The following is a 20191-nucleotide window of genomic DNA, read 5'->3' on the forward strand; positions in this document are numbered from 1 at the left end:
TCCCCCTGTGATATTTCAGGTCCTGTCCGAATACATTTACGTTAGGGCAGGTGGAAAAGCTGTCGTTACCTTTTTGGCAGCAGCACAAAGAGCGGGAGGGAAAGGGAAGCATGGAACAAAAAGCATGGCATCAGATGGATGCCGATGATCTGCAGCAGGTTCTGAACGTAAAGCCCGAGCATGGCCTGACGGAAGATCAGGCGGACGAGCGGAGAAAGCAGCATGGGAATAACGAACTGTCCGAAGGCAAAAAGATTTCTTTATTTGCGCTGTTTCTGAACCAGTTCAAGGATTTTATGGTTCTGGTGCTGTTGGGGGCGACGCTTGTATCCGGTCTGCTGGGTGAATATCTGGATTCCGTTACTATTATTGCGATCATTTTGCTGAACGGAGTGCTGGGGTTTGTGCAGGAATTCCGGGCCGAGCGTTCCCTGCGCGCGCTGAAACAGCTGTCCGCCCCGTTTGCCAAGGTGCTAAGGGAGGGCAAGGTCGTCTCGGTACCAGCGAAAATGCTTGTTCCGGGAGACGTCGTTCTGCTTGAAAGCGGAGACAGGGTACCTGCGGATTTGCGCTGGCTGGAGACAAGCAGCTGCTACATTGAGGAATCGGCACTAACGGGAGAATCGGTTCCCGTCGGCAAGCACAGTCAGACCATTTCTGAGTCGGAGGTCCCTTTGGGGGATCAGAAAAACCTGGGTTTTATGGGAACGATGATGACCCGTGGGACTGCCAAAGGGGTTGTCATCCGAACCGGGATGGAAACCGAAATGGGGAAAATCGCCGACCTGATCCAGAATACCGATGCCCAGCAAACGCCGCTGCAGCATCGGCTTGAACAGCTGGGCAAGCTGCTGATTATTTTAGCCCTCGGATTAACTGTCATGGTGGTCGTAGCAGGTATCTTACATGGACAACCGGCGGTAGGCATGTTCCTTGCCGGCGTCAGCCTCGCCGTCGCCGCCATTCCGGAAGGGCTGCCGGCCATTGTTACCGTCGCGCTTGCGCTGGGCGTCCAGCGGATGATCAAACGGAAAGCGATTGTACGCAAGCTCCCTTCGGTTGAAACGCTTGGCTGTGCTTCGGTGATCTGTTCCGACAAAACAGGCACCCTGACCCAAAATAAAATGACGGTCACCCGGCTGTGGATCAGCGGACGCGAGATGGAAGTAACGGGGGACGGTTATGCCCCAACCGGACAAATACTGGAAAAAGGGAAGGCCGTTGATATCCGGAATGATCAGGCTTTGCGCCGGTTGCTGCAGATCGGTTCTTTATGCAACAATGCCGAAATTCACGAAATCCAGCCAACAGAAGCCAAAGGCAAACGCAAAGGCAAAGAAGAAGCGGAGGGCACGGCGTGGGAACTGAAGGGAGATCCGACCGAAGGGGCGTTGGTGACGCTAGCCTCCAAGATGGGAGTAACTCGGGAGTCCTTGACGGGATTGTATAAACGCGATCAGGAATTCCCGTTCGATTCCGAGCGTAAACTGATGTCGGTTATGGTCAGCCATCAGGGCGGCAAGCTGCTGTGCACGAAGGGCGCCCCGGATGTTTTGCTTAATCAGTGCACCTATATTTTATGGGAAGGCAACGTGGTGCCGTTCACGGCCACGTTAAAGCAAAAGGTGCTTGCAGCCAATGAGCAGATGGCTTCGGCCGCGCTGCGCGTACTGGGAACGGCTTACCGGGACGTCCGCGCCCATGATGCTGTAAACAGCGAAAAAGAAGCGGAAAGCCAGCTCATATTCGTTGGACTGGCAGGCATGATCGATCCGCCGCGGCGCGAGGTGCGCGATGCGATCAGCACATGCCGCCGCGCCGGCATCAAAACCGTCATGATTACCGGCGACCATGGCACGACGGCGGAAGCGATCGCCCAGCAGCTCGGCATTATGCCACGCGGCGGCCTGGCTATGACCGGCCAGGAGCTGAACCGGATCGATGATGACGAACTGGATGCCAAAGTGGACAATACTTATGTCTATTCCCGGGTGTCGCCGGAACATAAGCTGCGGATCGTTAAATCACTCCAGCGCAAAGGACATGTTGTGGCGATGACGGGCGACGGCGTAAACGACGCGCCGGCGATCAAAGCAGCCGATATCGGAATCGCCATGGGCATTACCGGGACGGACGTCACCAAAGAAGCGTCATCGCTGGTGCTCAGTGACGACAACTTCTCTACCATTGTGGCAGCTATTGAGGAGGGGCGCAGCATCTATGAAAATATCCGCAAGTTTATCCGTTATCTCCTGGCATCGAACGTAGGCGAAATTTTAACGATGTTTTTTGCGATGATGCTGGCGCTGCCCATGCCGCTGCTCCCGATTCAGATTTTATGGGTGAATCTGGTTACCGACGGTTTGCCGGCGATGGCTCTCGGCGTAGACCAGCCGGAAAAAGACTTGATGGAGCATAAACCGAGAGGGGCGCGGGAGAACATCTTTGCCCGGCGGTTGGGCTGGAAAATCATCAGCCGCGGCTTTTTGATCGGATTTTGCACGCTTGGCGCCTTCTGGCTGACGCTCAAGACCGATCCGGGCAATGCAGGCCAAATTGCCAAGGCGCAATCCGTCGCATTTGCTACCCTGGTGCTCGCGCAGCTGATCCATGTCTTTGACTGCAGAAGCTCGCGCTCCATTTTTCACCGCAATCCGCTGCAAAACAAATATTTGGTGCTGGCGGTATTATCTTCGGTCGTGCTGATGCTGGGCGTCATGTACATCGAAGCGCTGCAGCCCGTTTTCAAAACCGTACCGCTCGGCCTCCGCGAGTGGGCGATCACCATTGTTGCGGCAGGCATTCCTACCTTCCTGATGGGCGTAGGCAGCGTATGGGGCGGCAGACGCCAAAAGCGCAAAGGCGGCGGTGGGCGCTTCGTAGCGAAAAGTACAAATATTTCTGCATAAAGTTAATACATTTTCAGCCCTCCTTGAGCTATGCTAGTGAGCATTAAACAAGCAGAGCTAAGGAGTGGCAAAAGCCAATGGAATTTACGAAAATGCATGGCCTCGGCAATGATTTTATTGTGATATATGGAGAGCAGACTCTTCCCGATCATGCGGAAGAGCTTGCCCTCAGATGGTGCGACCGCTATTTCGGCATCGGAGCCGACGGGCTCGTCTACATCCTTCCGTCCGAGCGCGCGGATTACCGGATGAGAATTATCAATTCGGATGGCAGCGAAGCCGAGCAGTGCGGAAACGCCATTCGCTGCGTCGCCAAATACGTGTATGATCGCGGTTATGTCCAAGGGGAAGAGGTTACGATCGAAACCTTGGGTGCGGGAGTGCAAAAAGTTGCGATTCAAAGCCAGGAAGGAAGAGCCGTTACGGTAACGGTCGATATGGGGCAGCCCGTGCTCGATGGCTTGCGGGTTCCGACGACGATTGATTCCGAACAGGTGGTGGACATTCCGATCGAAACGGACGAGGCTTCTTTCCGGTTTACCGCGGTTTCCATGGGCAATCCGCATTGTGTCATTTACGTGGATGATGCGGTCAATTTCGATTTGAACACCTGGGGGCCGAAACTCGAAGCGCATCCCCTGTTTCCGAAAAAAGTGAATGTGGAATTCGCGACGGTGCTGGACCGGCGGACGGTGGATATGCGCGTTTGGGAACGCGGAGCGGGACCGACGCTGGCCTGCGGCACAGGAGCCTGCGCCACGCTGGTATCTTCGGTGCTGAACGGCAAGACGGACCGCGAGGCGGAAATCCGTTTGAAGGGCGGCAGCTTGTTTATTCGGTGGGACGAACAAGACAACCGGGTTTACATGACCGGTCCTGCTGCATTTGTATACACGGGGAATGTGACGGTGTAATTCTGAAGAATGGATGCGAAATCGAAACTTGCCGCCTACCCTCCGGGGTGGCGGCAGGTTTTTTGCTGCTTAGAGAGGCGAACTGCGCAGAGGGGGACCGTTGCAATTGAGACCTGATTATAGCGCTTAGCACCAAGAACGCTTTGCATCCAGGACAGGCCTTTTTTAAATTTATTCTAATTCCGTCCAAACTAGTAGGAATATATATGGTTTTGTGTTACATTAGTATGAAACTACGGTCAGGCTGGGGGAATATTGATGAAACCGGATTTGCGCAAGGCATTGGACACTCAAGTGCTCGTCGGGGATGGAGCGATGGGCACTTTCTTATATCAAATGGGTTTTCCTGTGGGAATTTCGTATGAGGAATTGAATTTAACCAACCCGGATGTTATCAAGGATGTTCATCGGCGTTATGTGGAAGCGGGAGCACGGGTGCTGGAAACTAATACGTTTTCCGCGAATTTTGATAAGCTGTCCAAATACGGGCTTGAGACCAAGGTCGGCGAGATCAATCGGGCTGGCGTGCGAATCGCCCGCGATGCCGCAGGAGCAAATGGCTACGTGGTCGGCGCCGTAGGCTCGATCCGCGGCGGCAAACGGACGAATGTATCGACAGGTGAGCTGAAAAAATACTTTGAGCAGCAGATTCAAGCCATCTTAACCGAGGGAGTCGACGGCATTCTGCTCGAAACTTTTTATGACGTGGAGGAGCTTGTGTTGGCGTTGTCCATCGCACGCCGCTTAACGGACGCGCCTGTCATCTGCCAATTCGCTGTCGAAGACGTGGCGAGAACATTGGATGGATATACGATGCCGGAGGCATTCAGGATCATGCAGCAGGAGGGAGCCGATTGTATAGGCTTTAACTGCCGTACAGGGCCAAACGGCATCATGAGCGCAATGAAGACGCTTGGCGGCCATCTTCCCGCCCCGATGTCGGTTTACCCTAACGCGGGCGTCGCCGATTACGTGGACGGAGAATACCAGTATGGGGCAGGGCCGGAGTATTTTGGCCAGATGGCCGTTAAATTCGCCGATCTGGGTTCCCGCTTGATCGGCGGCTGCTGCGGCACGACGCCGGCGCATATCGCGGCTATTGCCGGCGCGCTTGAGGGATACGTTCCGGAGTCGATTGCATACGAACCGATTCCGGAGCAGGCGGCTCCGGTTGTGCTCCATGAGCATCTGAAGCCGGAGGAGAAACGGGAGCCTACGCTGGTCGATTTGGTGAAGCAGCGCCATACGGTAATTGTAGAGCTTGATCCTCCCCGGGATCTGGATATCTCGAAATTCATGGATGGGGCGAATAGATTGAAGCAAGCCGGGGCGGACGCCCTTACCCTGGCTGATAATTCGCTTGCTGTTACACGGATGAGCAATATGGCTCTTGGGCATTTGGTTCAGGTGGAAACGGGATTGAGACCGCTTGTGCATATCGCCTGCCGCGACCGTAATTTGATCGGTACCCAGTCGCATATGATGGGCTTTGACGCCCTAGGCATCGACCATGTGCTCGCCGTAACGGGCGATCCCGCACGGTTCGGTGATTTGCCTGGCTCAAGTTCCGTATATGATCTGACATCTTTTGAAATTATACGTATGATCAAACAGTTGAATGAAGGGATCGCGTTCTCGGGCAAACCTCTGAAGCAAAAAGCCAAATTTGTCGTTGGCGCTGCCTTTAACCCGCATGGCAAACATCTGGACAAGGCGGTAAAACGCCTGGAAAGGAAAATCGAGGCCGGCGCGGACTATATCATGACGCAGCCCGTATACGATCCGGAGCTGATCCGCGCCGTCAAGGAAGCGACAAGCCATTTGGATATTCCGATTTTTATGGGCATCATGCCGCTGGCCAGCGGCAGAAATGCGGAGTATCTGCATAACGAAGTTCCGGGTATTCAGCTTTCGGATGATGTCAGAAGCCGAATGGCCGGACTTGAAGGCGAGGAAGGCAGAGCGATGGGGGTTAGAATTGCGAAAGAACTTCTTGATGTGGCAATGGACAATTTTAATGGAATTTACCTGATGACGCCGTTTACGCTGTATGAAATGAGCGCCCAGCTTATCGAACATGTATGGAAGAAATCCGGTCGCCAATTGTCCCCCTTGTTTCGTTGATCGTAATCAATTACAATAGTGTAATGGATGTGGTGCCGATGTCTTTTAGCATGACCGGATACGGTCGATCATCCCTCCGACATGGAGGGTATAAAGTGGATTTTGAAGTCAAGTCCGTCAATCACCGCTATTGCGAAGTCGTGCTTCGCCTGCCGCGTGAATGGACACGCTTCGAAGACGCTCTGCGAAGAACGGTGCAGCAATATGTAAAACGCGGACGGGTTGACGTATACGTCAACAGGGAAGAAGATGGCGAGCATGCGCCGCATGCCATGCTGAATGAACATGCCGTTCGGACGTATTTGCAGACGGCGCGAGATCTTTCGCAGCAATATGGCCTTGACGGCGAACTGACGGTGAAGGATTTATTGTCTTTTCCCGACGTATGGATCGCTCCCGAGCAGCATGTCTTGCCGGGTGATTCCAATCTCGAAGAATGGGGGCCGATTCTGGAAAAGGGCCTTCAGCAAGCGGTGGAAGAGCTTGCGGCCATGCGGAGCGCGGAAGGCAAACATATGGCGGCAGATGTAGAGCAGCGTTTAAACAAGCTGCAGAGCCTGCATGCCGAAATGCTGCAGCTGGCGCCGACAGTCGTTGAGGACTACCGTAATAAGCTCAAACAAAGGCTGTCTGATCTTAACGATGGTTCATTTGCCTTTGATGAACATAAATTTGGTATGGAAATTGCTATTTTCGCAGACCGTTCCAACATAGATGAAGAGCTGACACGGCTGCAGAGCCATTTTGAGCAGTGCAAGGGATTGCTTCGTGCGGATGAACCGGTCGGAAGGAAACTGGATTTTCTGATTCAGGAGATGAACAGGGAAGTCAATACGATTGGATCGAAAGCCAATCATCTGACTCTGGTAAACCGTGTTGTCGAAATGAAGGCGGAGCTGGAAAAAATTCGCGAACAATTGGCCAATATAGAATAAAGGACAATTTCGACATAAAGCAGAGACAAGGGTCAAATGTATAGGGGGAAGAACCTGATTATGGCAATCAAACTCATTAATATCGGCTTTGGGAATATCGTATCGGCTAACCGAATCATTTCCATTGTGAGCCCTGAATCAGCACCGATTAAACGTATCATTCAGGAAGCAAGAGACCGTCATATGTTGATCGATGCGACATATGGGCGGCGGACGCGCGCCGTGATCATCACGGACAGTGACCATGTCATTTTGTCCGCGGTGCAGCCGGAAACCGTAGCACATCGTCTGTCCAGCAAAGATGACGATAATGACGAATAACAAGTTGGGGAGTAATATGGCAAAAGGATTATTGTTTGTATTGTCCGGACCTTCGGGAGTCGGGAAAGGAACTGTATGCACGGCGCTTAGAGGCAAACTTCCGAAGCTTGTGTATTCCGTGTCTGCAACAACCCGGAGTCCGCGGGCTGGCGAAGTAGACGGAGTAAACTATTTTTTTAAAACCCGCGAGCAGTTTCTGGATATGATGCAGAACGACGAGCTTTTGGAGCATGCGGAATACGTGGGCAATTATTACGGTACGCCGCGTGATTTCGTGGAAAAAACGCTTCAAAGCGGCAATGATATTATTTTGGAGATCGAAGTGCAAGGGGCGCTGCAGGTCAAGGAGAAATTCCCTGAGGGAGTTTTTATTTTCCTGCTTCCGCCGTCGCTCGATGAACTGAAGGACCGGATCGTAGGACGCGGTACCGAAAGTAAGGCGACCATTGATCACCGGATGTCCGTTGCGGTTGATGAAATCGGTCTGATGAAACATTATGACTACGCCGTTGTAAATGACGAGATTGATTGTGCGTGCAAACGAATAGAATCTATTATTGTGGCCGAACATTGTAAGGTGAGACAGTAACGGTAAAATTCGCGGCTCAAAAATGACTTTCGTTGTGACTAGAAGCTTTTTGACAGCACGCGAAAACATCTGTATAAGCGCGGCCTGTTTTCTAAGGGCTCATGGGCGAAAAACGTTTTTACTTTGGAATAAGATGAGGTGGCAGTAACATGTTGTATCCTTCGATTGATGAGATGATGAATAAGGTTGATAGCAAATATTCGCTGGTGGTCGCTGCTTCAAAACGCGCCAGACTACTGCGTGAGGGCGAAAAAACCGAACTCAAGCATCCGAAATCCCATAAATATGTCGGCGTGGCTCTTGAGGAAATTTACGGAGATTTGATTCGCGTCGTTCCTGAACTGGATGCGGTTGAGAATGACATCAAGAAGCTTTAATCGCAAGAAAAGCATCCGTTAAACGCGGTTTGTCTTCTTAAAGAATTCGTCGATAGACGTTTTTTATTAGCCGCAGGGGGAAGGTATGCATATGATGCGCCTGCTTCCTGTTTTGCGTCAATAAGTGCTGTGTACAATACAACCGCAAGGTTGTATTTTTTTCTCTGCTTGGATTTGAATGATGCAAAACCGAGAATGAAAGAGGGGGGTTCGCATGTTAAACGGCAAAACGATCGTGCTTGGCGTTACCGGGGGAATTGCGGCATACAAGGCGGCCAGTCTGTGCAGCAAGCTTACGCAAAAAGGGGCGGACGTACACGTAATCATGACGGCTTCGGCCAAAGAGTTCATTACGGAGCTGACGCTGCAAAGCCTTTCCAAAAACGCGGTATTCAGCGACACTTTTGATGAAAGGGACCCATCCGTTGTATCCCACATTCGGCTCGCGGATGCGGCCGATCTTGTGTTGATTGCTCCGGCAACCGCCAACATGATCGGCAAAATGGCTCACGGCCTGGCCGATGATATGCTGTCAACCACGCTTTTGGCGACGACGGCGCCGATTATGGTTGCTCCGGCCATGAATGTGCATATGTATGAGCATCCCGCGGTCCGGGAGAATATGGGGATACTGGAACGAAGAGGCGTTATGATGATTGAGCCGGGCGAAGGACTGCTGGCCTGCGGTTACGTCGGCAAAGGGCGGATGGAAGAGCCGGAAAGCATCGTTGCCGTCATCGAAAATTATTTTGCCGAGAAAGAGCAGGTAAAGTCTGGTCTTTTAAAAGGCAGGAAGGTTGTCGTCACTTCCGGGGGGACCATCGAGCGGATCGATCCGGTGCGCTATATCACGAATGATTCATCGGGAAAAATGGGCTTTGCGATTGCCAAGGCGGCACGCGAGATGGGGGCGGAAGTCTACCTGATCCATGGCCATACCGACGCGGCCCCTCCAGCAGGAATCGCGAGCGAGGCGGTTCAATCGGCAGATGATATGTACCAGGCGGTACTCAAACATTGGCAGGACTGCGACTTGGTCGTCAAAGCAGCGGCGGTGGCCGACTACCGTCCGGCCAAAACCGCGAGCAGCAAAATGAAGAAGAAGGGCGACACAATGACGCTCGAACTTGTCAAAACGGTAGATATTTTGGAACAGCTCGGCAAAACCAAAGCCCATCAGTTTCTGATCGGTTTTGCAGCGGAGACCCATGATGTAGAGGCGTACGCCAAGGACAAGTTGGTCCGAAAAAATTGCGACCTCATTGTCGCCAATGATGTGACGGCGGAGGGAGCCGGTTTCGGAACTGATACCAATATCGTGCAGGTTTTTGATGCCAAAGGTCTTGTGGAGCAAATGCCCGTGATGTCCAAAGAAGAAATCGCGCGGAGGCTGCTTTCGATTGCGGCCGAGCGGATGAACGGAGCGGGCGGGAGATGACGCGGCCGCAAGTGGCCAAGGTTATCGTCGATGTGCCGGTCAAGGATACCGACCGTCCTTTTGATTATTCCATCCCCGAATCCATGCGGGCATGGATCGAGGTGGGAAGCCGGGTCGGCGTTCCTTTTGGACACAGGACGGTACAGGGCTTCGTGGTGGCGCTGCAAGAAGAACCATCTGCCGCCGGCATTCGCCTGAAACCCATTCAGGAAGTACTCGATGTCGTTCCGCCGTTATCGGCCGAACTGGTGAAGCTGGCGGAATGGATGAGTCGAAAATATGCCTGCCGCTTTATTACGGCGCTTCAGGCCATGGTCCCGACTGCGCTGAAGGGAAAGGCCGAAAGGTACATATCGCTTGGAGACCCGGCCGAAGCGGAAGAAGAGGACGAATATTCGGGAACGCTGGTTCGAATCGAAACGAAGCAGACCGAAGAGGCCAGAACCATTATGGCTTATGTCGCGCAAAAAGGAGAGGTTCCCGCGCTGCAGCTGAGCCGCGTATTCCAAGACAGTGCTGAAACCATCAAGGCCATGCTGCGCAAAGGAGTGCTTCAGGAGAACCAGTCGATTAAAGACAAGCTGCAGAAAAAAATGCTCAAGGCGGTTGATTTGGCGGTGGATGCGAACGAAGCGGAAGCGGCGCTCGAAACGTTTCCGGCTAAGGCCCAGCGGCAGCGTGAAGTGCTGAAGTTTATTTTGGAAATGAAAGAGTTGCTTCCGCTGCCGCTGAAAGAGATTCTGGCTTCCTTGCAGGTATCCGCAGCCACCGTTAAAGGGCTCGAGGACAAGGGGCTGATTGCCATTGTCGACCAGGAGGTATTTCGTGATCCTTATAGGGGCCGGCGCTTTAAGCCTTCGGCTCCGCTTGCGCTAAACGACGAGCAGCAGCATGCTTTTGAGCGGATCCGGGGGGCGCTCGATGCTTTTGCGCATGACGTCTTTTTGCTGCATGGCGTCACGGGCAGCGGCAAAACCGAAGTTTATCTGCAAACCATTCAGCGTTGCATCGAGCAAGGGCGGCAGGCGATTGTCCTTGTGCCCGAAATCTCGTTAACGCCGCAAATGGTCGAACGCTTTAAAGGGCGGTTTGGCGATCAGGTCGCTGTTATGCACAGCCGTCTATCCGGCGGCGAGCGTTACGACGAATGGCGGAAAATCCGCGAAGGCAAAGTGAAAGTGGCGATCGGGGCCCGCTCTGCCGTGTTTGCGCCGTTTGAGCATATCGGGCTGATCATCATGGATGAAGAACATGAAACCTCCTATAAACAGGAGGAAAGCCCGAAATATCATGCGAGGGATGTAGCGATTAGAAGGGCGCGGGAGCAGGGTGCGGCCGTTATTCTAGGTTCGGCGACGCCGTCGCTGGAGAGTTATTATGCCGCCCGTTCCCAGGCGGATGATGATTTCGCGCCCATGCTGCTCGAGATGAAACTCCGCGCGCTTGGAAACAAGCTTCCGTCCGTCCAGATCGTCGATATGCGCGAGGAGCTGAAGGAAGGCAACCGCTCCATGTTCAGCCGTCCGCTGCATCGGGCGATCGAGGTCCGACTTGAACGCGGGGAACAAATGGTGCTTCTGCTCAACCGGCGCGGATATTCGACTTTTGTGATGTGCCGCAGCTGCGGGTATGTGGCAGGTTGTCCAGAGTGCGACATCTCCCTTACCTATCATCAAAAATCGAATAATCTTCGCTGCCACTACTGCGGTTATGCCGCGCCGGCGCCTTCCGTGTGCCCGGATTGCGGCAGTGAGCATATCCGATATTTCGGGACGGGGACGCAGCGGGTTGAGGAGGAACTGGCCAAGCTGTTCCCGGGGATCCGGGTCATCCGCATGGACGTGGACACGACGACGGAAAAAGGTTCGCATGAGAAGCTGCTGAAGCAGTTTCGCGACAAAAAAGCGGATGTCCTGCTTGGTACCCAGATGGTGGCGAAGGGACTGGACTTCCCGGATGTGACGCTTGTTGGCGTCATCACGGCCGATTCGGCCCTGAACTTGCCGGATTTCCGCGCAGGGGAAAAGACTTTTCAGCTGCTGACGCAGGTTGCCGGGCGGGCGGGAAGGCATCAGCTTCCCGGAGAAGTATTGATTCAATCCTACACCCCGGAGCATTATTCCATTGTCCATGCCAGCGGGCATGACTATCTTTCTTTTGTCCGGGACGAACTAAAACATCGGCGGAATTTGCATTACCCGCCATATTGCCGGCTGATTCTAGTCACGATGACCCATGAGCAGCTTCCGCTGCTGGTGCGTATGGCCGAGAATATGGTGACTGCGCTTAAGGGAAAAGCAGGGCAGCGGGGATGGCTGGGCAGCCTTGACCGGCTGACATCCGACGCTTTTGACGTGCTTGGACCAGTTGCGTCGCCGATACCGCGGATAAAAAATAGATACAGATTTCAATGTATGGTAAAATGGCGTGGGAATATCGATGCCGTAGGATTGGTGCGGGAAGCAGCGGAACAGCTGGAGGAGACGGCGCAGCACCAAAAACTCCAGATCGCTATCGACGTGGATCCGCAGATGCTTATGTGATTCCCGCCAAATAGCCAAAGAAAAAGCAGTAACCAAATCGAAATACATGAGGATTAATTGAATCCACATAAAGGAAGGTGTCATCATGGCAATACGCATTATCGTAAAAGAACCTGATCCAGTGCTTCATAAAACAGCAAAAGAAGTAAAAGAAATCACTCCCAACGTAAAAAAACTGCTGAGCGATATGGCCGATACGATGTACGATGCCGAAGGCGTCGGTCTGGCCGCTCCACAGGTCGGAATCCTGAAACGGCTGATCGTTGTCGATGTGGGCGACGAACACGGTCTGATCAAATTGGTAAACCCTGAAATTGTTTCAAAAGAAGGCGAGCAGCTCGGGCCTGAAGGATGCCTGAGCATTCCGGGATTAAACGGAGACGTGCGCCGCGCCGAGAAGGTTACCGTCAAAGGGCTGGACGAAAACGGCAGCGAGGTAACCATTACGGGAACCGGGCTTTTATCCCGCTGCTTTCAGCATGAAATCGACCATTTGAACGGAGTCCTGTTTACCGATATTGCCGAAAAAGTATATGATTACGTACCTGAACGTTCCGGAAAGGAGTAATGCTTCATGAATATCGTATTCATGGGGACGCCGGATTTTGCCGTCCCTAGTCTGCGGATGCTGCTGGACGAGGGTTATCATGTCGTTGCGGTAGTCACCCAACCGGACCGGCCTCAGGGACGCAAAAGAGTGCTGAAGCCAACGCCGGTGAAAGAGGTGGCCGCGGAATACGGGATTCCCGTGCTTCAGCCGCAGCGTTTGCGCAGTCCCGAAGCCGTAGCAGAGCTTGCGGCGTATAAACCGGATCTGATTGTGACGGCGGCATACGGTCAAATACTTCCGAAAGCTGTACTTGATATGCCTGCTAATGGCTGCGTGAATGTCCATGGTTCGCTGCTTCCAAAATACAGAGGCGGCGCACCGATTCAACGCTGCATTATTGGGGGCGAGAGCGAAACGGGCGTGACGCTGATGTATATGGCGGAAGGCCTTGATACCGGTGACATGATTTCCCGCGTGAAAGTCGCGATTGCCGATGAGGACACTTCAGGCACCTTGTTCGACAAGCTGAGCATTGCCGGTGCGGCACTGCTGAAAGAGCAGATGCCGCGTCTGATCGCCGGACGTGTGCAGGCCGAAGTGCAGGACGAGCAGCAGGCAACCTATGCCCCGAACTTGAAACGTGAAGACGAGAAGATCGACTGGAGCAGGGCAGCGCGCGATATTTACAATCAAATCCGCGGACTTGTCCCATTTTCGGGCGCTTTTTGTTTTTGGAACGGAGAGGTGTTTAAAGTTTGGGCTTCCCGCAAATCGGATGCAGCTTCCAAAGAAGCGGCTCCCGGCACGGTGCTTCAGCTTACCGAACAAGGGATAGAAGTCAAAACGGGCGATGCTTCACTCTGGCTGACCCGGATTCAGCCAAGCGGCAAAAAGCAGATGGAAGCGGGCGAATTCGTTCGCGGCAACACGATGGCTCCGGGGACGGTGTTAGAGTGAGCAGGGACAAAGGCCGGGGCAAGGGGCTAGTATCGGCACGGGAACTAGCCTTGGACGTATTGACCCGTGTTGATGAAAACAAGGCTTACAGCAACCTGCAGCTGAATTCGGCGCTTCAGCGCGCTTCCCTGTCGAGCCAGGATGCGGGTCTGGCGACGGAGCTGGTGTATGGAACGGTTTCGCGCCTGAACACGCTGGACTATTTTTTGGAGCGCTTTGTAACCAAGGGAATTCATAAGCTGCAGCCATGGGTCAGAAATTTGCTGCGGCTCAGTTTGTATCAAATCATGTATCTGGAACGGATTCCCCCGCATGCCGTGGTCAATGAGGCGGTAAATTTGGCCAAACGCCGGGGACATCAAGGAATATCCGGGATGGTCAACGGCGTGCTCCGCAATGTGCTGCGCAGCCGCGAGAAGCTGGTTCTGCCCGGCAATCTTTCGCCGGTCGAGCGGATTGCGCTTGAGCATTCCCATCCGCAGTGGCTTGTTGAGCGCTGGATCTTGCAGTACGGCGAAAGCGCGGCCGAAGCGATTTGCCGGGCGAACAACGAGCCGCCTGCCGTCAGTGTCCGGGTCAATACGACGATGATCAGCAGAGACGAGATGCTGGCGCAAATGAAGGAAGCCGGACTGAACGCAGTTGCTTCGGCGCTTTCTCCGGAAGGAATTCTGGTGTTAAGCGGCGGCAATATGGCCTTGTCGGATTGGTACCGGGATGGGCAAATATCGGTACAGGACGAGAGCTCCATGCTGGTGGGGCGTGCAGTCGGACCTGCTTCGGGCATGAGGGTGCTGGATTGCTGCGCCGCACCAGGGGGCAAGACGGCCCATATGGCGGAGCTGATGGAAGACCGGGGCGAAATCATCGCCAATGATCTGCATGAGCATAAGCGGAAGCTGATCAGCGCGCAGGCGGAAAGATTGGGGCTGGATAGCATCCACACCATCACGGGGGATGCGCTGGATCTGGTTCAAAAATATGCCCCGGGGTCGTTTGACCGGATTTTGCTTGATGCTCCCTGCTCGGGTCTTGGCGTTATCCGGCGCAAGCCTGATTTGAAATGGACCAAAACCCCAGGGGATATCGGCGAAATCGCCGGCCTCCAGCGCAAGCTGCTGGATTCCGTCTCTTCGCTGCTCCGCGTCGGAGGCATTTTGGTGTACAGCACATGCACGATCGATCCCGAAGAAAACGAAGGGACGGTACGGCATTTTTTAGAGACGCATCCGGGGTTTGGCCTTCCGGAAAAGTCAAGCGCGGAGTGGGATAAACTGGATTCCGCCGCTGGAGGGGTTGGCGTTCAGATTCTGCCGCAGGATTACAACAGCGACGGTTTTTATATCTCCAGACTTCAGAGATTCTCTTAAAGAGCGCAAATACGTCTTGATTGAAGCAGCTTATGATCCCGCTGGGCTTTTAGCTTTGGCGGGTTTTCTCTTTTACCGCTACTTTTATTTGTGTTAAAATAGGAAGAATGAGAAACAATATGCATATGAATGATAAAGACAGGTGTGGTGAAATGAAGCCTTTTATATATGATTTGAATCTGGATGACCTCCAGGCATGGGCGAAAGAAAACGGGGAACCGGCTTTTAGGGCCAGCCAGATTTTTGACTGGCTTTATGTCAAGAGAGTCGATAACTTTCAAGAGATGACCAACTTGTCCAAAGAGCTGCGGCAAAAACTTGAGGACGGGTTCGAGTTCGTTACTCTGAAAGAAATAACCAAACTCGAGTCCAAGGACGGCACGGTGAAATTCCTGTTTGGCCTCCACGACGATCATGCGATCGAGACGGTTATCATGAAGCATAATTACGGGAACAGCATATGCGTAACCACCCAGGTGGGCTGCCGCATCGGATGCACGTTTTGCGCATCGACGCTCGGCGGGCTTAAACGCAACCTGACGGCCGGCGAAATCGTCGCCCAAGTCGTACAGGCCCAAAAAATACTGGATCAAAAGGGCGAGCGCGTCAGCAGCATCGTTATCATGGGATCCGGGGAGCCTTTCGAGAACTATGAGGCGACGATGAAATTCCTCCGGATCATGATTCATGAGAAGGGGCTGAATATCGGCCAGCGGCATATTACGGTATCAACAAGCGGCATCGTTCCGAATATTTATAAATTCACGAACGAGGATACCCAGATCAATCTGGCCATTTCTATCCATGCTCCGAATGATACGCTCCGTTCCAAACTGATGCCCGTTAACCGTCGGTATCCGTTTGAGGACGTGATGGAGGCGCTCCGTTTCTATCTGGCCAAGACCGGCCGGCGGATCACCTTTGAATACGCCTTGATCGGCGGGGTGAACGACCAGCCGGAACATGCGCTTGAGCTGGCGAATGTGCTGAAGGATATGCTCTGCCATGTCAATCTGATCCCGGTAAACCATGTGCCGGAACGCAAGTATGTTCGCACATCTCGAAACGATATTTTCAAGTTTCAGAAGGTACTCGCAGAAAACGGCGTGAATGTAACCATCCGCCGGGAGCAAGGCCATGATATCGCGGCTGCATGCGGCCAGCTGCGTGCCAAGCATATGGAGTTGAGGTGATTGAAGCTTGATTAAAACAGTTCACGCCAGTAATATTGGCCGCGTTCGCTCGGTCAATGAGGATTCGGTCTGGATCGGCCAGCAGCCTGAGGGATATACCATTGGCATCGTTGCCGACGGCATGGGCGGGCATCAGGCCGGAGACACCGCTAGCAGGCTAGCCGTGGATACGATTGCGGAAGATCTGTCCGCGCTGGAAGCAGGCATGTCCGTCGAAGGCATGGGCGCTGCTGTTAGCGATGCGATTCTGCATGCCAACGATGTCATTTATAGCGAAGCATCCAAAAATGAAAAATACCACAACATGGGGACAACGGTAGAAGTGCTGCTGCTGCAGAAGGCGTCCGGGGTCATCGGACATATAGGAGATAGCAGAGCATATAAAATTGTGAATGGCGAGGCCATTCAGCTTACGGAAGACCATACGCTTGTCAATGAACTCTATAAAAGCGGCCAGATTAGCCTTGAGGAAATGAAGTCCCATCCGCGGCGCAACGTGATTATGCGCGCTTTGGGCACCGACCCCGAGGTTTCTGTCGATCTGTATCCTGTCACGTTATCTGAGGGGGAAGTTCTCCTTTTGTGCAGTGATGGACTCAGCAGTCTGGTAAGCGGCGAGCTGATCGCCCGAATTTCCGGAATGCAGGATGTCCCGCTGGATGAACGGGCGGACCGCCTTCTCGAGCTGGCGCTTCTTGCCGGAGGCGATGATAACATTACCGTCGCCCTGTTTGAACTTCAAGATGAAGTCTCCGGGCAAAGTATAAAGGAGTGGGATTCATGATCGGACACGAATTGGGCGGCCGTTACGAAATTATTGAGCGCATCGGCGGCGGCGGGATGGCCCTCGTCTACAAAGCTCATGATCTGCTTTTGGGCCGCAATGTCGCCGTCAAGGTGCTGCGCCAGCAGTTTGTGCACGATGAGGAATTTATTCGCCGCTTTCGCCGCGAGGCGCAGTCGGCCGCATCGCTCTCGCATCCCAACGTCGTCAGCATCTATGATGTAGGCCAGGAGGGCGAGATCCATTATATTGTAATGGAGTACGTTGAAGGCCATAACCTGAACGAAATTATTAAAGAGCGGGCCCCTCTGCAAGTAGATGAGGCTATTCGGATTGCGTCCCAGATTTGCGATGCGCTGGATCACGCCCACCACAACCAGATTATCCACCGGGACATTAAACCGCATAATATATTGATCGGCCGCAACGGCAGAGTCAAAGTAACGGATTTCGGGATCGCCCGTGCCGTCACTTCGACGACGATCACGCAGACCGGCTCCGTAGTCGGATCGGTGCATTATTTTTCCCCGGAACACGCCAAAGGTGTGGTAACAGGGGAAAAATCGGATTTATATTCTTTAGGAATCGTACTCTATCAAATGCTGACGGCGCGTCTTCCGTTTCTGGGAGAAAGCCCGATCAGCGTGGCTTTGAAGCATTTGCAAGAGGAATTCGAGGAGCCGCGCGAAGTCAATCCTCTCATTCCTCAGAGCGTAGAGAATATTATTCTCAAATCGATGCGCAAAAATCCGCAGGAGCGTTACCAGAGCGCAAAGGAAATGCTGCATGATCTGGATACCTGCCTCTTGCCGGAGCGGAGAAACGAGAAAAAAATAGATTTCACGGATCTTGACGACGAGGACCGCACCCGCGTCATTCCGGCCATCAAACCCCAGCATATCGGCCCGAGCCCGGTCAGATCAAGACCCCTTCCGGCGGATGACAGAGAGGAGCGCGAAGAACCTGCGCCTTCATCCGGAAAGCAGAAGAACGGCTGGGGAAGGCCGGCGCTTTGGATCAGCTTGACGCTGGTGGTATTGATCGCCTTGGCCGGCGTTGTCTTTTATGTCAACCATACGCTGACCGTTCCGGACGTAAAGGTTCCGAACGTGCTTAACAAGCAGGTAGATGAAGCGCGCAAAGAGCTTGAGGCTCTGGGATTTGAAGTGCCGGAACCGGAAAAAGTGTATAATCCTGATGTAACTGCCGGTGTGGTTTTTAAGCAGAGCAGGGAGGCGGGAACCGAGGTCAAGGAAGGTACGTCGATCCAGCTTACGGTCGGCGACGTCAAGCCTGAGGTGGAAATCAAAGATGTCAAAACCTTAAGTTTTGAAGCTGCCGTAAAGACTTTGGTTGCCCAGGGCTTTAAAGAAGATAACATCAAAAGAAATGATCAATTCAGCGATGCAACTGTCAATACCGTCATTCAGCAGGACCCGGGAGCAAATGCCAAGGTCGATACTGATTCGCAGGTGATCACGCTGACGGTTTCTAAAGGACAGAATGAGGTCAAAATGCCGAATTTGATCGGGGAAACGCAGGAAAAGGCGATTAAAAAACTGGCCAAAGCCGGGTTTAAGTCAAGTCCGAAAATCCAGGAGCAGGAGAGTTATACGGTCGAGAAAGGGCGCGTTATCTCTCAATGGCCTTTTGATCCAGATACTCCGGCTTCCCCTGAGGCAGAGATTCAGATTACGGTAAGTTCGGGCTATCCGTCCGATGCTTTGAAATACACCTTAAATGTGCCTGTCGCTCCTGTCGAGCCAGGGAAAAAAACCAAGGTCCGGATTGAATATTCCGACGCCACGACCAGCGGCGAGAAAAAGGCTTTAGGGACAAAAACAATCCAGTCGACGCAAGTGTTCCCGGTCAATCTGGTCGTTGCCCCGAATAAGGAAGCTTACGTAAAGGTTTATCGCGACGGCCAGCTTTTCGATACCTACCCCGTCAGCTATGAAGATGTGCGGAACGGAAGCGTGCCTGAGATCGTTCTTCCCGACAACAGCGGAAGCGATCAGGGATCGCCAGGCGACAACGTGGATGGAAATCTGGACCGCAACACCAACGATCATTATGAGAACCCGCCGGAAAATCCGTCTGGGAATCAGCAGGAGAATCCAAATGAGAACCAGGATGGTCATCCCTGACCGGGGGAACGAAAAAAATCATGGTAAGCGGGACAAAAACAAAAATGCTGCAGTTTATAAATATCACCATTGAGGTCCGTGTTGATTGCGCGGACCTACGGAGAAAGTGAGGCCTTTCATGTATGCCTGAAGGAGTGATCGTGAAGGCGTTAAGCGGATATTATTATGTCAAACCACTCGAAATTGAAACGGGGGGTGCTGGGGGCGAAGAGACCATCCAGTGTCGGGCGCGCGGTATTTTTAAGAAAAAAGGCGTGACTCCGCTGGTTGGAGACCATATTCGTTTTTCGCATACGGAAAACGGTGAGGGCGTGGTGGATGAAATTCTGCCGCGCCGGTCCGAGCTGATCCGGCCTCCGGTTGCTAACGTGGATTTGGCTGTACTTGTATTTTCGGTCCGTGAACCGGATCTGAATCTGCAGCTGCTCGACAAATTTTTGGTTCATATTGAGCATTCAGGCCTGGATACGGTGATCTGCCTGACGAAGCAGGACCTTTTGCCTGCAGAATCTGGCGGCGGGAATCCGGTTGCTCTGGTCAAGGAGCTGTATGAAAATATCGGATACCAGGTTATCGTATCGAGCTCACGCTTAGGGCTGGGAACGGAACTGCTGAAGGAACGGCTGAAAGGCCAAATCAGCGTTTTCTCCGGACAATCCGGGGTTGGCAAATCATCGCTGCTTAACAGTCTGGTACCCGGACTGAATCTTGAAACGAGCGCAATCAGCATGAAGCTGGGGCGCGGCAAGCATACGACCCGCCATGTAGAGCTGATCGAGCTTGTCCATGGCGGATTTGTAGCAGATACGCCGGGTTTTAGCCAGCTTGATTTTCTGGAGCTTGGCGTTGAGGAGCTTTCCACCTGTTTCAGGGAATTTCATTCTTACGCGGAAGAGTGCAAATTCCGGGGATGCAGTCATACGCATGAACCGGGATGCAAGGTTAGAGAAGCCGTCGAAGAGGGAAAAATCGCAGCGAGCCGCTACGAGCATTATGTGCAGTTTTTGACCGAAATGAAAGATAAAAAGCGGAGGTATTAA

Annotated in this window: 16 protein-coding genes; all 16 read left to right on the forward strand. The window is 53.1% G+C overall.

The annotated features are described in order from the left end of the window. Positions 1 to 110 precede the first annotated feature (110 nt). Positions 111 to 2909, forward strand: a complete 2799-nt coding sequence (locus L6442_RS10665) for a calcium-translocating P-type ATPase, SERCA-type (RefSeq protein ID WP_212978564.1) — start codon at positions 111 to 113, stop codon at positions 2907 to 2909. Positions 2910 to 2986: 77 nt separating this feature from the next. Then, on the forward strand, positions 2987 to 3823 hold the full coding sequence (gene dapF, locus L6442_RS10670; protein WP_212978563.1) for a diaminopimelate epimerase: 837 nt from the start codon (positions 2987 to 2989) through the stop codon (positions 3821 to 3823). A gap of 258 nt (positions 3824 to 4081) precedes the next feature. Then, the gene (locus L6442_RS10675; RefSeq protein WP_212978562.1) at positions 4082 to 5947 is read left to right on the forward strand and encodes a bifunctional homocysteine S-methyltransferase/methylenetetrahydrofolate reductase; all 1866 of its coding nucleotides are present in this window, start codon (positions 4082 to 4084) and stop codon (positions 5945 to 5947) included. A 38-nt stretch (positions 5948 to 5985) separates the two neighbouring features. Continuing rightward, the gene (locus tag L6442_RS10680) at positions 5986 to 6882 is read left to right on the forward strand and encodes a YicC/YloC family endoribonuclease (RefSeq protein ID WP_194229951.1); all 897 of its coding nucleotides are present in this window, start codon (positions 5986 to 5988) and stop codon (positions 6880 to 6882) included. A 60-nt stretch (positions 6883 to 6942) separates the two neighbouring features. Further along, on the forward strand, positions 6943 to 7203 hold the full coding sequence (gene remA / locus L6442_RS10685) for an extracellular matrix/biofilm regulator RemA (RefSeq protein ID WP_006209218.1): 261 nt from the start codon (positions 6943 to 6945) through the stop codon (positions 7201 to 7203). 16 nt (positions 7204 to 7219) lie between these two features. After that, positions 7220 to 7792 (forward strand): guanylate kinase, encoded by a 573-nt coding sequence (gmk, locus tag L6442_RS10690; RefSeq protein WP_194229950.1) that lies wholly within the window; start codon positions 7220 to 7222, stop codon positions 7790 to 7792. Positions 7793 to 7941: 149 nt separating this feature from the next. After that, entirely contained in the window at positions 7942 to 8169 is a 228-nt protein-coding gene (gene rpoZ / locus L6442_RS10695; protein ID WP_212978561.1) for a DNA-directed RNA polymerase subunit omega, read from the forward strand. 214 nt (positions 8170 to 8383) lie between these two features. Further along, complete coding sequence (gene coaBC, locus L6442_RS10700; RefSeq protein ID WP_212978560.1) at positions 8384 to 9607, forward strand: bifunctional phosphopantothenoylcysteine decarboxylase/phosphopantothenate--cysteine ligase CoaBC; 1224 nt, start codon at positions 8384 to 8386, stop codon at positions 9605 to 9607. Next, a complete protein-coding gene (priA, locus tag L6442_RS10705) occupies positions 9604 to 12150 on the forward strand; it encodes a primosomal protein N' (RefSeq protein WP_212978559.1) in 2547 nt (848 codons plus the stop codon). Before coaBC ends, priA begins: the two co-directional genes overlap by 4 nt. 85 nt (positions 12151 to 12235) lie before the next feature. Continuing rightward, positions 12236 to 12718 carry a peptide deformylase gene (gene def / locus L6442_RS10710; protein WP_194229946.1) on the forward strand — a complete coding sequence of 161 codons (483 nt, stop codon included), beginning with the start codon at positions 12236 to 12238 and terminating at the stop codon, positions 12716 to 12718. 6 nt (positions 12719 to 12724) lie between these two features. After that, complete coding sequence (gene fmt, locus L6442_RS10715; RefSeq protein ID WP_212978558.1) at positions 12725 to 13657, forward strand: methionyl-tRNA formyltransferase; 933 nt, start codon at positions 12725 to 12727, stop codon at positions 13655 to 13657. Next, positions 13654 to 15027 carry a 16S rRNA (cytosine(967)-C(5))-methyltransferase RsmB gene (gene rsmB, locus L6442_RS10720; protein WP_212978557.1) on the forward strand — a complete coding sequence of 458 codons (1374 nt, stop codon included), beginning with the start codon at positions 13654 to 13656 and terminating at the stop codon, positions 15025 to 15027. Before fmt ends, rsmB begins: the two co-directional genes overlap by 4 nt. Before the next feature lie 152 nt (positions 15028 to 15179). Then, entirely contained in the window at positions 15180 to 16220 is a 1041-nt protein-coding gene (gene rlmN, locus L6442_RS10725; RefSeq protein ID WP_212978556.1) for a dual-specificity RNA methyltransferase RlmN, read from the forward strand. A 7-nt stretch (positions 16221 to 16227) separates the two neighbouring features. After that, positions 16228 to 17004 (forward strand): Stp1/IreP family PP2C-type Ser/Thr phosphatase, encoded by a 777-nt coding sequence (locus tag L6442_RS10730; protein ID WP_212978555.1) that lies wholly within the window; start codon positions 16228 to 16230, stop codon positions 17002 to 17004. Further along, complete coding sequence (gene pknB, locus L6442_RS10735; protein WP_212978554.1) at positions 17001 to 19151, forward strand: Stk1 family PASTA domain-containing Ser/Thr kinase; 2151 nt, start codon at positions 17001 to 17003, stop codon at positions 19149 to 19151. Before L6442_RS10730 ends, pknB begins: the two co-directional genes overlap by 4 nt. A 122-nt stretch (positions 19152 to 19273) precedes the next feature. Next, positions 19274 to 20191 carry a ribosome small subunit-dependent GTPase A gene (gene rsgA, locus L6442_RS10740; RefSeq protein WP_212978553.1) on the forward strand — a complete coding sequence of 306 codons (918 nt, stop codon included), beginning with the start codon at positions 19274 to 19276 and terminating at the stop codon, positions 20189 to 20191.

Source organism: Paenibacillus azoreducens (assembly GCF_021654775.1).
GTDB lineage: Bacteria > Bacillota > Bacilli > Paenibacillales > Paenibacillaceae > Paenibacillus_AQ > Paenibacillus_AQ azoreducens.